This window comes from Wolbachia endosymbiont (group A) of Andrena hattorfiana (assembly GCF_947179565.1).
Taxonomy (GTDB): Bacteria; Pseudomonadota; Alphaproteobacteria; order Rickettsiales; family Anaplasmataceae; genus Wolbachia.
In genome coordinates, this window is sequence record NZ_CAMXBT010000002.1 from 420,213 (window position 1) to 434,858 (window position 14,646).

Below are 14,646 nucleotides of genomic sequence, written 5' to 3' on the forward strand. Positions count from 1 at the left end.
ATTAAGTAAAGTTTAATTTTACTTTAGCATAGGTGAAATACAAGCATTTTGTTGTTCATCTGCTTTTATTGTCAGCAATAATCCTATGCATATCAAGCTTGCAGCAGTTGTACTTCCTCCATAGGAAAGAAATGGCAGTGGATCGCCTATCACAGGCAAGAGGCCTATTGACATTCCAATGTTTATAAAAAAATGAGCGCCAAAAAAAGCAAAAATCCCGATAGATACTAACTTAGAAAAATAATTTTTCGACCTATAAGCGATAGAGAAAATTATGCCAAGTAATGAGGTATAAAGCAAAATTAAAGCCATGCTACCTAAAAAGCCCCACTCCTCACTCAGCACTGCAAAAGCAAAATCCGTACGTTTCTCCGGCAAAAATCCAAGTTGAGTTTGACTTCCGTTAACAAAGCCCTTACCAAGCAAACCTCCTGAACCAATAGCTATCTGAGATTGCTGCGCATTATAACCTATTCCAAGTGGATCCACTGATGAATCCAAAAACGACAATATCCTTTGCTTGTGATAAGGACGTAAAAAAGGCCAAATAGCCGGTACTGCAAAAATGCCAAGCGTCCCACAAATTACTAAATGAGCTCTTTTTATTACTGCTGTGAATATAATTGATGCTCCTATAAACAACATTATCACAGCTGTGCCTAAATTAGGTTGCTTTAACACCAAGAATACAGGCAAGAAAATAATTATTACCGCCTTAAGCAATCTTTTAAATTCCATCATTTTATACACACTTTGCTTATCAAAATAACGAGCAAGCGCAAGTATTAAGCCTACTTTTGCAAATTCTGATGGTTGCAAACTAGTTGACCCAATTCTTATCCACCTCGTCGCACCCATTATGTGTGAGCCAAAAAAATTTACTGCTAATAGCGAAATCGCTGCTGCTATATAAAAAAAGTAGGCGTGCTTCAAATAAAAATCTAGCTCTATGAATGACATAACTATAGCGAGTAGGAAAAAGAAGGAAAATATGACTATTTGGTGAATTGCAAATGGTACCCACTTTCCTCCAGCAGAAGAGTATTGAACAGCAATGCCAACGCAAAACAGCACTATCACGTTAATGACTAATAACCAATGAATCTTCTTCAGCCTATCCACACTTATAACCTTAAAGTATAGTAAAATATGAAACAAAGATAAAAATCAAAAAACCAACTTCTCAACTACTAACCGAATTGGAGTGCTATATAATCCAGTTACTATTGTTAAAGCTGCCATAAACAATAGACAAAAAAGCATAGGAAATGGCACATCATTAATTTTGTCCGGTGTCATTCCAGCGCTTGATGCTGCACCATTTTCAAAATACATTTTCTCTACCATCTTCCACATGTATATTAGTGCAAGAAAAGAACCGGAAGCAAAAGCTATCAGGGAAATCCACGCGCGAGATTCTATAACTGCTTTCATTATATACCATTTGCTTACAAAGCCATTTGTTAGTGGCACACTGACTAATGCTAAACTAAGTAGAGTAAACGCAAGTGCTGTATAAGGCATTGATTTCTTGAGTCCCGATAAATTCTCTATTTTTGTTGTATCAAATTTGTAAGAAATACATCCTGCAGCCATGAATAAAGATGTTTTTATTATGCTGTGGTTTACTATGTGAAGAATTGCTGCAAATACACCTGTTTTTGAGTTAAAACTCAGTGCTAAAATTATATAACCAATTTGGCTAACACTAGAATTAGCAAGCAGTCTTCTTATGTCTTTTGCAGTTATTGCAGATATTGACCCAAATATAACAGCGCAAAGTGCGAGGATAATTATCACGTTGCTTAGTGATGGTTTAAATAAGAAGAAATTCTGATGGAAAACAGTATAGAAGATCCTAATGAAAACATATATCATCACTTTTGTCACTGTGCCTGAAAAGAATATGCTAATGAAACTTGGCGCCTCACTATATGCATTAATCAGCCACCTGCTTAATGGAAACAGTGCCATTTTAATTGAGAGACCAACAAAAATGAACAATGTGCCAAGTTTTATGATGTTGTTATCGTATAATGGAACTATTCTTTCAGCCATGTCAGACATATTGAGTGTTCCTGTCATGGAGTACAAAAGCCCAACACCAAACAAGTAAAACGTTGCCCCTATAGTGCCACTAATTAGATATTCAAATGCTGCAACCAAGGCTTTTTTATCCCTTCCCATTGAAACTAATACATAAGAAGAAAGAGATGAAATTTCCAAAAAAACATAAAGATTGAATATATCGTTTGTTACTAGAATCCCGAGCAGTCCGCTTAAGCACAGTAGAAATAGAGAGTAAAAACCAGTGATTTTGTTTTTGCTAATTTCTTTTTCGTTAATATAAAAGCTATAAAGCACGCTAATCAGCGCTATAAAATTCACCAAAGTTAGAATCAAGGAGTTTAACACGTCGATTCTTAACTCTATTCCATGCGGAGGAGCCCAATTTCCAAGGTGATAAGTTATAATCTCGCCTCTATATGTTTTAACGAGTAGTATCGATGAAATGATAAGAGTGATTGTTGTTGCAATAAAAGAAATAAACCAAGATACCTTGTGTTTCTTGGTAAGAAAGCAAAACATTGATGCAATTATTGGTATAATAACTTGTAAAATTGGTAATTGCATTAAATTGTTGTTAATATATCGTTAAAGTATTAGTATATATAATACTTTTTGTTTTAATACTCTTATGTTATCTAAAATTTGTAACGCAATAAAACGCCTATTACGAAGAGAAGATAAATTTGTAGGCAGAGATGAAAATGGAAATTCTTACTATGAATCAAGTAAAGGGAAAAGGTGGATTATGTATAGCAGTGTTTCTGAGCCTACAACAGTGCCTCCGGAATGGCATATATGGCTTCACTATACTGATAATGTAGTACCAGTTAATAATAAAAAAAGAAAAGTAAAACATACTCCTAATTTAACGGGTACAAAAGATGCATACTATCCAAACCAAAAAGTGAAAAATTACTATAAAAGCTGGAGTCCTGATAACTAAAGATGCGAAGGTCAAATATACTTGAAATAACCGCTGGATTATTTGTATTAGTTTTCACTATTTTTCTGATTTTCTTTGCTATTGATAAGCTATCTTACATAAAGAAAAACTATAAGGATTGCTATAAAATATATGGTCTTTTTGCTAACGCTAACGGTATAGGAGTTGGTGATAGTGTCAAGATCTCTGGTGTGGACGTTGGAAGCATAACTGGTGTGTCACTTGACAAAGCTACCTACGTAGCACGAATCGATATGTGCGTAAGCCGAGATATAAAGTTGCCAGCTGATAGCTCAGCTCTGATCACTAGCAGTGGAGTTGTTGGCAGTAAATTTGTTAATATATCACCTGGATCAGATATTAAACTAATCTTGCACGGTGGTAAAATAGAATATACTCAAGCTGAAGCAAATATGGGTGGAATAATGGACAGAATTCTTGGTATGTTTACGAAGTGAAAATGGCAGGATTCCAAGTATATCCGTTCAGGTGAAGCCTCCTGTAGTTCTAAAGTATTTAAGGAGTTTGCCTTATTTCTTGCCTTTTCTACCCCTTTCTAACCTATAATTGGGGTTTATAGTACAGCTTAACAGTTGCAGTGCATGTCTATCAATGATAAAATGAAGATTAATTTATTTTGATATTATGATTGGTTTACTGTTTGCCGTACTGTTGTTTTTTTGTGGTAGTGATGCACTTGCAAAACAGGAGCCACGTTCAATAGCTGGAGATAATCACATAAAGGTAATAAATTATAACCCACAAGCTATACATAAGTATACGGGTTTTTATGGTTATCAATCCAGCATATTGTTTGAACCAGGGGAGGTAATACAAAACCTTTCAATGGGTGATTCAACTGGTTGGCAACTCCTTCCTCAAGGTAACAGATTGTTTATTAAGCCTATAGATGATATTGCCGATACTAACGCAACTATAATTACCAATAAAAGAGTTTATTACTTTGAACTTCATGCTGAAGAAGCAACTGGACTGGATGATCCAAGATTAGCATATGAAGTAAGGTTTCTTTATCCATTATTTAGCAGTGATGAGATTTACACAACAAATAACGGCGATATCTTCGAACAAGCTAGTCATATCATTATTCCTGATATAAACGACATTGAAGTTGTAAAGAAGGGCTTAAATTTTAATTATTCCATCTCGCACGTTAAAGGCAGTCAGTCAATAATACCAATGAAGGTTTTTGATGACGGAAAATTTACATACCTGCAATTCAATAAAATAAACTCTGATTTCCCGGCAGTTTTTATGGTTGATTCTGCAGGGTATGAGTCTTTAGTAAACTTCCGTACAGATGACAACTACCTGATAATCGAAAGGGTGTGTTCAGTGTTTACCTTAAGGAATGGATCAAGTACAGTTTGCCTATTTAATGAAAACATGCCTTTCAAAAAAGGTAAGTGATTACTATCTAAAGGCTATAGTGCCCGAGATATGGGTGCAAAGTTTTTTCTATGATGTTCTGTAATTCCATAAAGGCCAATAGCGTTAAGGTGCTCTTTTGTCCCATATCCTTTATTTTTATACCAATTATATTCAGGATGCTTATTGTGCAATTCTTGCATAAGCCGATCTCTCGTAACTTTTGCAACGATTGAAGCTGCTGCAATTGATGTACTCAAATTATCACCATTTACTATGGATTTCACTTGCCATTTCACTTCAGGTGGTTGATTACCATCAACTAGCACATAATCTAATTCTAGGTCCAGGTCTATCAACGCACGTTTCATTGAAAGTTTTGTTGCTTGCAAGATATTGTATGAATTTATTTCTTCTACGCTTGCCATTCCTATACCAAATTTTGCAACGGATGTTATTTTTTCATATAGGACTTGCCTAAATTGAGGAGTCAACTTTTTCGAGTCGTTGATTCCATCAATAATTGTATTTCTATCAATAAACACTACGGCTGCGGATATTACTGGACCAGCTAGTGGACCTCTTCCAACTTCATCCACTCCTGCTATCACTCCTGATAATTTATTTTCTAATGTAAAGTCTGGGTATTTCATAGGTTTTTATAATAAGAAAGTTATAGTAAAAACTGAACAGATAATAGAAATTATCCAAAATTTCATAACGATTACATTTTCTGACCATCCCTTCTTCTCAAAGTGATGATGTATTGGTGCCATAAGAAAAATTCTTTTTCCTTCTCCATATTTAAACTTTGTATATTTAAAATATGATATCTGAATAATCACAGATAGAGTCTCTATTACAAAGATTATTCCAATAACGGCAAAAAGCATTTCTCTTTTAATTAGGACACTAGTTAACCCTAAAGCTGCGCCTACCGACAAGCTACCAACATCACCCATAAATATTTTTGCTGGATGTGTGTTAAACCACAAGAAACTTAAAATAGCTCCTATAAATGCAATGCAGAATAAAGTAATATTCATATCTGCTTGAGTTATATATGCAATTAGCCCCAAAAAAGCAAAGGAAGTGATGACTTGAGTTGCAGCAAGGCCATCCAAACCATCTGTGAGATTCACAGCATTAGCAGAGCCGACAATTACAAATGCAGCGAATGGAACATATAGATAGCCAAAGTCGATTATTACTCCTTTAAATAGGGACATTTTTGTAAAACCTTCAGCAGAGTATAGCTTAAGTATAGACATACTAACCAGAGTTACAATAAACTGAATAAGTATTTTGGTTTTTGCACTTAAACCTCGATAGTGATTTGTCTTCAATTTTAAATAATCATCAATAAATCCAAGTAGAGCAAAAAATAGAGTTATCAATATCAGCAGCAAGATTTCTGGTGTTAACTGAGCCCAGAGTAAAATTGGTAATAAAGAAGAAATCAGTATTATTATTCCGCCCATAGGTGGTACATTCTTTTTTGTTATTAAATGACTTTCTGGTCCACATGATCTAATTGGTTGCCCATCTTTACTTATTTTTTTTAGAAGCTTTATAAAATAGGGAAAAAGAATAAATCCAAAAACAAATGAGGTAAAAAATACTTTTATAGCTAAGATCATCTGCTTACTTAAATTGACTAAGTATCATACCACCTATAGCTAATAAAGTCAACTTCTGTCATCCTATAGCCTGACCATATTATTCCTTTTTCACTTCATTCTTTCCTAATTTGGTGCGTATAATTACAATAACTCTTGAATAGTATGAAGAATTATATTGTCGTTTTCTATTTCATCATTTCTTGTAAAGTAAAACTCGCTATTTGCATCTGTCCATGTATACATTTCTTTTAGATTAATCTCAGAAGAATCATAAACACCATACTCTGCTTTTGTATGGTAATCACAATACTGAAACTTACCCTCTTTATTGAAAGAGCCAAGTTCATCAATTAATGTGGCCATTTTCCTACCTTTTTTACCACTTATGAATTCGAACACGGCAACTGAATGGTGACCTGGAGAGCCTGGTTCAGGAGATTCTTCTGTAATAAAAAACGATGGTCGATGACTAAATAATTCCCAAAGATTCGGATTACATTCTTTTTTCGCACAATTTAAACTGATGAATTTATATTCATCTGAAACGTTCGAATACTGTGGATCGTATTTTTTGTATTCAAAGAATTCATTACCTAAAAAATTACAAAACGTTAATTTATAATCATCATTATTAAATTTAACAACTTTTAAATAGTGAAAATCTCTTGGGATAACTACCTTCTCTTGTGTAACATGATTACGCATAATCAATTGATCATCGAGCATGTAGTAACCTATTTTTGGTAAAGTAGCTATGGGCTTATCATTCAAGGCAACATTTGCTTCATAGATGTTATCCGATAACTCTTCCCCTTTTTGCAAAGTGAATTTCTGCTTTTTGTTGTTAGTCTCGGTTAAATTGCCTATTATTGTTGATACATCACATTTATCTTTTGTGTATTGATACTTATAGCAGCTGCCATCTTCACACACTGGAAGACACTTTCCATTTTTGTCTGATATATAGATATTGTCATCTTTTATTGTAAAATAAAGTCCACCATTTTCTCCTTTGATCTTCTGTAGTACTGGATCATTTTCATCATTAAAATTGATGAAGCTTAGCATTCCATTTAACTCAGTTCCATCGTAATTACTAATTATAAAATCAATAGCGAAATTTTCACTACCTTTTATGTTCTTGCGTGAAATTAATGCTTCTTCTCCTGATTGAAGCCGTTTTATAATATTCTCCTGATTTTCACCTATGATAGCTTCTTGTTCTATAACAAAGTTTCCTCCATTTAGTTTCAGAGCTGAGTCTTCTGTACATAAAACTATTTCATCACCCTGCCTCTGTAACTTTACATCATTAATAGTATCACCCAACTCAGCCGTACCAATGTGTGAATGGATAGTATACTTGTTGTTATTAATCTCTAACCTGTAATATGCAGTAGGAAGTTTAATCAGCTTCTTATAGAGCGGATCTTTATTATCTATTCTAAATGTATTTCCCATACTATTACCTTAAACAATTAACAGCCTTTAGATCAATCGCCTTGAAACTACTTGGAGGAGTGACATCGCTCATAAAACTCCTTGGCTGCTCGTTATCTGTTGCTGTTTTCTCAATATTAACAAACCCCCTTTGTTGCTCATTGTTTTCTAATGTTCTTTCCATACGATCTTTGAAAGTAGTCAAAAATCTATCAGTTTGTTTGTAATTTGGACATGATTTTTTTGCAGATAAATATAAGAGTTTTAACAGCTCGTTACGACTTTCATCATTAAATAATGACCTATCTAGAATGGTTGACTGTAGTTTTACTGGATCAAAATTTAGGCTTTTCTTTGGAATGCCGCATTTTGAAGCTGTTTCTTCTAATACTTTTTCAAATTTTATAGCAATATCTGCTGCATCCATTACTTTTGCCACTTGATTAAGCTCTTGTATTTTATTCTCTATTTTATATTCATCTTGTTTTACAAAAGGATAAAAGAAATTTATTACTTGAGATATAAATGAAGTTGGTCTACCTGCTCCACTTGTCACTGGCAGATTGTCTAAATTTTTAATTTCCCTCTTCTTTCTACGTGCAGTACAAACCTGATCTGTAGGTTTTGTTTTACAAAAGATATCTCTTGCTTTACTGTAGAATTCCTTTGTGTCTTGATGCAAAGCCTCTGTGTCTCGTTGCAATTGCACTACTTTATTCTTTAAAGTTTCAGCTCTTTTTGTTAAATTCACTGTTTTATCGTGTAGTTTTGTAACATTACCTTCAGCGTCTTGAGCTTCTTTGGCAGATTTTTCAGAAGCGGTTTTAGCTACCTCTGCTGCTTTTTGAGCATTCTGGATTTCAAGTTTTGTTTGATTCATCTTGCGCAGAAACTGATCAGCCTCTGCAGCACCTATTCCATCCATTCCTGGCAATCCAATATCACCTCTTTCTCCCTTTAGACCACGAATTCCAGGCATCCCTTGTAATCCAGTATCTCCTTTTTCACCTACGTCACCTTTTTCTCCAGGTATTCCTGGCGCTCCATCTGCTCCCTTATCACCTTTTGGTCCTTGAACTTTTCCTGGATTTTGCTTTAATTCTTCTGAAATGCTTTTTACTAGCTCAGTACTGTTTGCAAGTTTCTCTACCAATGTATCATTGTCAGCACTACTTAGTAACGCGTCTGCTAAATCTTGAGCTCTGCCATCAATTAGTTTAGTAGCTATTCCTTCGTGAATATTTTCATCATAAAGTCTTCCTATAATCTGTTGCTCTAGCAGTAAATTTCCACCTTTATCACGATATTCAAGTACTTTATTCGCAATGGTTTCATTGTCAATTAATTTTTGTGCAACCCCAGTATGCAGACTTGAACTGCCTGCAAGTTCTTCCATTAACATTTTTCCACTGGAATCAGTGAAGTTAAGCATCATCTCCTTAAACCCAGTGGCTCTAGTAGTGACTAGCTTATCTGCAACTTCTTCAGGATTTGCATCCATGCCACTATGCCCTTGTTCACCCTTTGCGCCTCTTGAACCAGAGAGGCCCTTGAAACCTCTAGGACCTTGTATACCCTGTTCTCTTTTATCTCCCTTGAAACCTTGTGGACCTACTAAACCTTGATCACCTTTATTTCCTTGAGGTCCTCTTGGACCTGCATTTCCTTGGTCACCTTTTGATCCAGGCATTCCTGGTAATCCATCTGCTCCTTTAGAGCCCGTGGTTCCATCTTTACCAGCTTTACCTTGCGCTCCCTTTGCTCCACTTGGACCTTGTGGGCCTATATTCCCCTTTGAACCTTTTAATCCAGCCGTACCCGGCGCTCCGGTATCTCCTTTATCACCCATATCGCCTTTTGGACCAGCATCCCCTTTATTACCAGACACACCTGGAGCACCATCTACTCCTTGAGGGCCTACTGGACCTGAATCTCCTTTATCACCTTTAGGACCTACTAGACCTTGAGCACCTTTTTCTCCTTGCGTGCCATTAAAGCCTTGTAGACCTGGCAATCCATCCATTCCTGGTGCTCCAATTTCACCTCTATCTCCCTTGAGACCAAGATCACCTTTTTTTCCTTGTACACCTTGCGTACCATTAAAGCCTCTTGGACCTACTGGACCTCTAAGACCAGGAGCTCCATCTGCTCCTTTAGAACCCGTGGTTCCATCTTTACCAGCTTTACCTTGCGCTCCTTCTTTACCTTGCAAACCAGATTCACCTTTCCAACCTCTCAGCCCTTTAGGACCACTACTACCTTCATTACCTTTCTCTCCCTTTGCTCCACTTGGGCCTTGTGGCCCTTTAAGCCCTAAATCACCTTGTTTGCCTTTAGGCCCTTGATCACCCTTCGCTCCACTTGGGCCTTGTGGCCCTATATCCCCCTTTGAGCCTTTCAATCCCGGTTCTCCACGATCTCCTTTTGGACTCGTTATACTCAACCCTGGCATTCCCTTTTCTCCCTTTGGACCTTGTGGGCCACCAGCTTCTCCTTTTTCACCTTTTGGTCCTCCAGGCATTCCATCTAGTCTTGGTGAGCCAGGTGCACCTGGCTCACCCTTTTGGCTTGGATAGCCGTAACCCAAATAACCTTGATCACCCTTGTCACCTTTCTCTCCAGGCAACCCGTTTAGACCTGGATGACCTTGATCCCCTTTGGGACCTGGATACCCTTGTAGACCTGGCTCACCTTTATGACCAGAAGAACCATTTCTGCCTGGAAAACCTGGAAGACCTATTTCACCCTTTTCACCTTTTAGACCTGGAAGACCCATATCACCTTTGCTCCAGGCATTCCATTTAACCCTTGCCTTCCTGGTGCACTTTGCTCTCCCTTTTGACCTGGCTCTCCCTTTATATTATTCGTGAATTGTGGGTCCTGTTTTAACTTCTCTTTAACTTTATCAGCTAAAGTCTTCCCAGTGTAAGTACGATCTCCTTCATCTATCATACGTTTTAGCAGTACTTTCTGTATAAATGTATCGCTCCCTACAACCTTATCAGCAACTTTATCAGCAGTTGGACTCTCTCCATCTGCTCCTTTGGGACCAGTATTTCCTTTATCACCTTTTATTCCAGATCTTGCTGGAGTTCCAATTTCGCCTCTTTCTCCCTTTAGACCTGGAAGACCATAATCACCTTTATCACCTTTAGGACCTGTCCAACCTTGCTCACCTCTTAGACCTAGAGGACCTTGCTCACCTTTTCGACCTGGAGAACCTGGCTCTCCCTTCTGACCTGTCCAACCTTTATCCCCTCTTGGACCTGGAGAACCTAGCTCACCTTTAGGACCTACTGGACCTGGAGAACCAACTTCTCCTCTTAATCCTTGATTGCCTTTTTTACCCTTTATACTTTTTCTAAAGTCCTTATTCTCTACAATTCTCTTCGGCAGGTCTTGAGTAACATAGTTACTAAGTGTTTTACCTTTTAATTCAGTTATAGGTGTATAAAACAGCACGTTTGCGAATTTTTTGATTTTTTCACTTGATAATAAAATAGCTTCCACATCCTCGGGCTTTGCATCTCTTCCTGGCTCACCTTTTTGACCCGGATAACCTGGAAGTCTAGGCATTCCTTCTACTTGTTCTCTATGTCTTAATTGCTCAATTTGCTCTTTTAAATATTGAACTTCTGCTTTTAAGTCTTCAAATTCTCTAGTATTCACCACATCAACCTCCAAAAAGTTACCAAAATTTTCTAAGTTATAATAATAAGGATATAAAGCTAAGTTATGATCGTATTTATACCCAAAAGAATTAGGGTTTAACGAATAGAAGTTTTTGCATTCGCCATTTTCATCGATATGCAACCAACATAATTGCTGCCTAACTTTTCTGTTGCGAAATAGCTATTTTTCACATTCAATCTCTTTATTTCATGAAAAGGAAATAATTTTAAATCATCACTTCTCCAATCGAATATTGGAACAACATTATTCAACATACCAACCTTACTACCAGTGGAGTTATGTATTTCAACGCTCTTATAAAATTTGTATTCAGATTGTGATTCTTTAAAAACATTGTCTCCAATTCGTATATCAAGTCTACTGCCAATAAGACTCATATTTTTACTACTTATTACATCTTTTGGATCTATTAAAACCTTACTACTTTCAAGTGGTTTAAATTTTATAGAACGTGTATCATAATCATATACATGAACATATTCACCATTCTTGCGGGATTGAGGTATAAAATCAATAGTAGCTATACTAATAATATTGCCATTATGGTAATAATAGTAATATTCACCTGAGTCAGTAACCAAAGCTAACTTGTTGTCATCTCCTACTTTTTCTAGCTTTAGTTGTAGTCCTTGAAATAAACCATTCAGCACCTTGTGTGTGCTACAGCTATGGTCAATCACAATAAGGCGCTGATCTATAGGCTCATCAATAATAACGTAAGATGTAGTAGGTAGACTAACTGTTGTTTCGCTATTTACTCTTACTTTAGTAGTTATCAGATAACGAGGTGCGTTACTACAGTCTTTACCTGGGGCATCTTCCTTTTCTAGTTTAAAACGCATTTTCCCTTCCTTTGTGGTCTATGTTTTAGACACAGTTAATTTACAAACACTAATTATTTATTAATAATGGTGATATGTAAATATAGTTATAAAATAATTGTTACACTTGAATTTCTTTCTGGTTTCTGTTGTCATCATAACATTAAAAACACTTTAAGAAAGCTGCTTAGTTAAATTAACTTGGACAAGTAAATAGCAGTTTTGCAGCCTGTTTTTATGAATGAAGATAAAATGTTGTAGCCAAATGCGCTTTCAGCATTGTGCTGAATTGCAATATCTCTGTGTTCTAGCTCCTCATCGCGGAATTTACTTATAGTTTCTCTTAATTCCCCATCTTCTAAATGTGAAACTTGCTCTTTGTAGTGCTCCCCTATAACTTCTTCAACTGCAGCAGTGCAAGCCATAGCAGCTTTTTTGCCCATAATGGCAGTTGCAACGCCAAGTGACACTCCTAAAACACGCCAAACTGGCAACAAAACAGTAGGACGAACTTTTTGCTCTTTGATTTTCTCATTAAAATAGTGAAAATGCTTTTTTTCCTGCTCTTCCATTTCAATTATTTCATTGATTATAGAAGATTTTTTAAGAATAAATTTTTGACCAGAATAAATGCAAATAGCTCCATATTCTCCAGCATGATTTACTCTAATTGCTTGTTGCAAGAACCGATTGTTGCTGTACCTTAAATTATTTAGATTTCTTTCTTTCTCCACAATACACCTTACCTGATACGAACAGAGCTACTATGAGATAAATTAAATTCCATGTTGCTAAAGAAACACCTAGAACGTAATGAGGTCTGTCACAAGATGGAGAGTAATTAGGATTTAGTAGATTATTTCTGAGCTCTTCTATACTAACGTTACCACTTGCTTGCTCTGTACAACCTAAAACATCATGAAATAAGTGGAGTTCAAGACCTACATGATAAAAAGATATTACTGCACCTATGAGGTAGCTGCAAAACATTGCATAGATTAGAATTTTGCTGTCTTTAAGCATGCATACTACTGCAAGTAACCCTGCAACATAGTAAACTACCCGCTCGTATGTACATAACTTGCATGGCAGCATGTTGAAAAAATGTTCTAGCACATATGCAAAAATTAGAGCAAAAGCACTTGATAGCAGAAAGATTGTAGGAATTCTGGAGTTATTACACACGACTTTAAGTAAATTATTATAAATACCCCTGAAAGTATAAAGCAGAGTATTCATTTTGCATAGGGATTTTTATTTTTTTTCAAAAGTAATCTGACTGGCACACCATCTACGAAGAAATTTTTTCTAAGATCATTAATTAAATAGCGTTTATAACTTTCATCAATACTTTCAGGTATGTTACATATCAAAGAAAAAGCTGGAGGTTTAGTACCAATTTGAGCGATATACTTCATTTTAACTGCTTTGCCTTTTACAAGCGGGTGAGAGTGCCTATCTAAAGCATTAATTAGCCACTTATTCAGTTTTGCAGTGCTGACTTTCTTGTTCAAAGATTCACTCACTTCAAGACACTTATCTATCACATCGCCGCAGCGCATGCCTTTCAATGCAGAAATTGTTACAGTTGGCACTTCCAAGAATAACCGAGTCACTTCCTGTTGTTTGACAAATTTTATTAACTTACTTCTGTCATCCTTACCTATTAAATCCCACTTATTTAAAACAACAATAATCCCTTTCCCTCCCTTAATTGCAGCTTCACCAATTGATAAATCCTGCTGCTCAATACCAACTAGGGAGTCTAGCATTAAAACTACCACATGAGAGCGCTTAATTGATTCTAAGCTTTTTTCAACAAATCTTGATTCTAAGTCATCTATAACATTCGCCTTTCTGCGGATTCCTGCAGTATCAATGAGAGTAATTAGCTCCCCATTATGATCATATATAATATCTACAGAATCACGTGTGGTGCCTGGCTCTGAATTCACTATTACTCTGTTTTCTGTAAGTAGGCTGTTTAAAAAAGTTGATTTTCCGACATTTGGGCGACCGATGATTGCAATTCTAAGTTTACTGGACTCACTGCCCAATAGATCAGTGTTTTCGTTCAAATTTTCAATAACACCAGCTAATACATCATAAAGATCAACCATACCAAGATTATGTTCGGCAGAGATATACACCGGGCCAAGAAAATCAAAAAACTGCAAATAATCAACATTTTCGGATTTATGACTCTCACATTTATTTGCTATGAGGATTACAGGTTTATTCATTTTTCTCTTTAGCCACTTTGCAAATTCTTTGTTTCGCTCATTTTGCACTTTTGCATCAACAAGAAAGAAAATGATGTTTGAATTGGATAGAGAAAATTCTATTTGTTCAATAACTTGTAGTGAAAAATTAGTTTGGTCGTTCCATCCTCCTGTATCTATAACTTTAAACTCTAAATCGCTAATTCTGCCTATTCCTTCTCTTCTATCTCGTGTAACCCCTGGAATATTGCTGACTACCGCTGCTTTTCTTCCCACCAATCTATTAAAAAGAGTTGATTTACCAGCATTTGGTAGGCCTACTATAGCGATTTTTAGCATAATTTAAGGGCATCTTCTATGTAAAGTAGATTATAACTAAAATTTTTCAATTTAACTATTGACTTTATAGATCACGCGAGCATACTATCACTAGAATTTCTTGTTTT

Annotated in this window: 14 protein-coding genes; 3 read left to right on the forward strand and 11 right to left on the reverse strand. The window is 36.0% G+C overall.

Features of this window, described 5'->3' with window-relative positions; translation table 11 throughout:
• Nucleotides 1–18: 18 nt before the first annotated feature.
• The gene (gene rodA / locus OM966_RS03830) at nucleotides 19–1,122 is read right to left on the reverse strand and encodes a rod shape-determining protein RodA (protein ID WP_264328872.1); all 1,104 of its coding nucleotides are present in this window, start codon (nucleotides 1,120–1,122) and stop codon (nucleotides 19–21) included.
• 45 nt (nucleotides 1,123–1,167) lie between these two features.
• Complete coding sequence (locus tag OM966_RS03835; RefSeq protein WP_264328873.1) at nucleotides 1,168–2,634, reverse strand: proton-conducting transporter transmembrane domain-containing protein; 1,467 nt, start codon at nucleotides 2,632–2,634, stop codon at nucleotides 1,168–1,170.
• A 64-nt stretch (nucleotides 2,635–2,698) separates the two neighbouring features.
• Here OM966_RS03835 and OM966_RS03840 point away from each other — a divergent pair, with 64 nt between their 5' ends.
• The 3 genes from OM966_RS03840 (at nucleotide 2,699) to virB9 (ending at nucleotide 4,444) form a co-directional block, all read left to right on the forward strand.
• The gene (locus tag OM966_RS03840; protein ID WP_064125427.1) at nucleotides 2,699–3,013 is read left to right on the forward strand and encodes an NADH-ubiquinone oxidoreductase subunit NDUFA12 family protein; all 315 of its coding nucleotides are present in this window, start codon (nucleotides 2,699–2,701) and stop codon (nucleotides 3,011–3,013) included.
• Between the two features lie 2 nt (nucleotides 3,014–3,015).
• Nucleotides 3,016–3,471, forward strand: coding sequence for an outer membrane lipid asymmetry maintenance protein MlaD (gene mlaD / locus OM966_RS03845; protein ID WP_264328874.1), 456 nt, complete (start codon nucleotides 3,016–3,018; stop codon nucleotides 3,469–3,471).
• 187 nt (nucleotides 3,472–3,658) lie between these two features.
• On the forward strand, nucleotides 3,659–4,444 hold the full coding sequence (gene virB9, locus OM966_RS03850; RefSeq protein WP_264328875.1) for a P-type conjugative transfer protein VirB9: 786 nt from the start codon (nucleotides 3,659–3,661) through the stop codon (nucleotides 4,442–4,444).
• A 14-nt stretch (nucleotides 4,445–4,458) separates the two neighbouring features.
• Here the strand turns inward: virB9 and OM966_RS03855 are convergent, their stop codons facing one another.
• The 9 genes from OM966_RS03855 to der form a co-directional block, all read right to left on the reverse strand.
• Nucleotides 4,459–5,055, reverse strand: a complete 597-nt coding sequence (locus tag OM966_RS03855; RefSeq protein ID WP_264328876.1) for a ribonuclease HII — start codon at nucleotides 5,053–5,055, stop codon at nucleotides 4,459–4,461.
• Between the two features lie 6 nt (nucleotides 5,056–5,061).
• Nucleotides 5,062–6,042, reverse strand: coding sequence for a phospho-N-acetylmuramoyl-pentapeptide-transferase (gene mraY, locus OM966_RS03860; RefSeq protein WP_264328877.1), 981 nt, complete (start codon nucleotides 6,040–6,042; stop codon nucleotides 5,062–5,064).
• 123 nt (nucleotides 6,043–6,165) lie between these two features.
• Nucleotides 6,166–7,485 (reverse strand): hypothetical protein, encoded by a 1,320-nt coding sequence (locus tag OM966_RS03865; RefSeq protein ID WP_264328878.1) that lies wholly within the window; start codon nucleotides 7,483–7,485, stop codon nucleotides 6,166–6,168.
• Between the two features lie 4 nt (nucleotides 7,486–7,489).
• Nucleotides 7,490–10,240, reverse strand: coding sequence for a hypothetical protein (locus tag OM966_RS03870; RefSeq protein ID WP_264328879.1), 2,751 nt, complete (start codon nucleotides 10,238–10,240; stop codon nucleotides 7,490–7,492).
• Nucleotides 10,222–11,136: a collagen-like protein gene (locus tag OM966_RS03875; RefSeq protein WP_264328880.1), complete on the reverse strand. Its 915-nt coding sequence runs from the start codon at nucleotides 11,134–11,136 to the stop codon at nucleotides 10,222–10,224. The genes OM966_RS03870 and OM966_RS03875 overlap by 19 nt, the downstream gene beginning before the upstream one ends.
• 95 nt (nucleotides 11,137–11,231) lie before the next feature.
• Nucleotides 11,232–11,999, reverse strand: coding sequence for a hypothetical protein (locus OM966_RS03880; protein ID WP_264328881.1), 768 nt, complete (start codon nucleotides 11,997–11,999; stop codon nucleotides 11,232–11,234).
• 170 nt (nucleotides 12,000–12,169) lie between these two features.
• Nucleotides 12,170–12,712 (reverse strand): demethoxyubiquinone hydroxylase family protein, encoded by a 543-nt coding sequence (locus OM966_RS03885; protein ID WP_264328882.1) that lies wholly within the window; start codon nucleotides 12,710–12,712, stop codon nucleotides 12,170–12,172.
• Entirely contained in the window at nucleotides 12,687–13,217 is a 531-nt protein-coding gene (locus OM966_RS03890; protein WP_264328883.1) for a disulfide bond formation protein B, read from the reverse strand. Before OM966_RS03890 ends, OM966_RS03885 begins: the two co-directional genes overlap by 26 nt.
• Entirely contained in the window at nucleotides 13,214–14,539 is a 1,326-nt protein-coding gene (gene der, locus OM966_RS03895; protein ID WP_264328884.1) for a ribosome biogenesis GTPase Der, read from the reverse strand. The genes OM966_RS03890 and der overlap by 4 nt, the downstream gene beginning before the upstream one ends.
• Between the last annotated feature and the right edge of the window lie 107 nt (nucleotides 14,540–14,646).

Excerpts from the sequence above, each read along its gene's own strand:
- OM966_RS03870 (WP_264328879.1), bottom strand. The coding sequence starts at position 10,240 with ATGGGTCTTCCAGGTCTAAAAGGTGAAAAGGGTGAAATAGGTCTTCCA.
- OM966_RS03890 (WP_264328883.1), bottom strand. The coding sequence starts at position 13,217 with ATGAATACTCTGCTTTATACTTTCAGGGGTATTTATAATAATTTACTT.
- OM966_RS03880 (WP_264328881.1), bottom strand. The coding sequence starts at position 11,999 with ATGCGTTTTAAACTAGAAAAGGAAGATGCCCCAGGTAAAGACTGTAGT.
- mlaD (WP_264328874.1), top strand. The coding sequence starts at position 3,016 with ATGCGAAGGTCAAATATACTTGAAATAACCGCTGGATTATTTGTATTA.
- OM966_RS03840 (WP_064125427.1), top strand. The coding sequence starts at position 2,699 with ATGTTATCTAAAATTTGTAACGCAATAAAACGCCTATTACGAAGAGAA.
- mraY (WP_264328877.1), bottom strand. The coding sequence starts at position 6,042 with ATGATCTTAGCTATAAAAGTATTTTTTACCTCATTTGTTTTTGGATTT.
- OM966_RS03855 (WP_264328876.1), bottom strand. The coding sequence starts at position 5,055 with ATGAAATACCCAGACTTTACATTAGAAAATAAATTATCAGGAGTGATA.
- der (WP_264328884.1), bottom strand. The coding sequence starts at position 14,539 with ATGCTAAAAATCGCTATAGTAGGCCTACCAAATGCTGGTAAATCAACT.
- OM966_RS03835 (WP_264328873.1), bottom strand. The coding sequence starts at position 2,634 with ATGCAATTACCAATTTTACAAGTTATTATACCAATAATTGCATCAATG.
- OM966_RS03865 (WP_264328878.1), bottom strand. The coding sequence starts at position 7,485 with ATGGGAAATACATTTAGAATAGATAATAAAGATCCGCTCTATAAGAAG.
- virB9 (WP_264328875.1), top strand. The coding sequence starts at position 3,659 with ATGATTGGTTTACTGTTTGCCGTACTGTTGTTTTTTTGTGGTAGTGAT.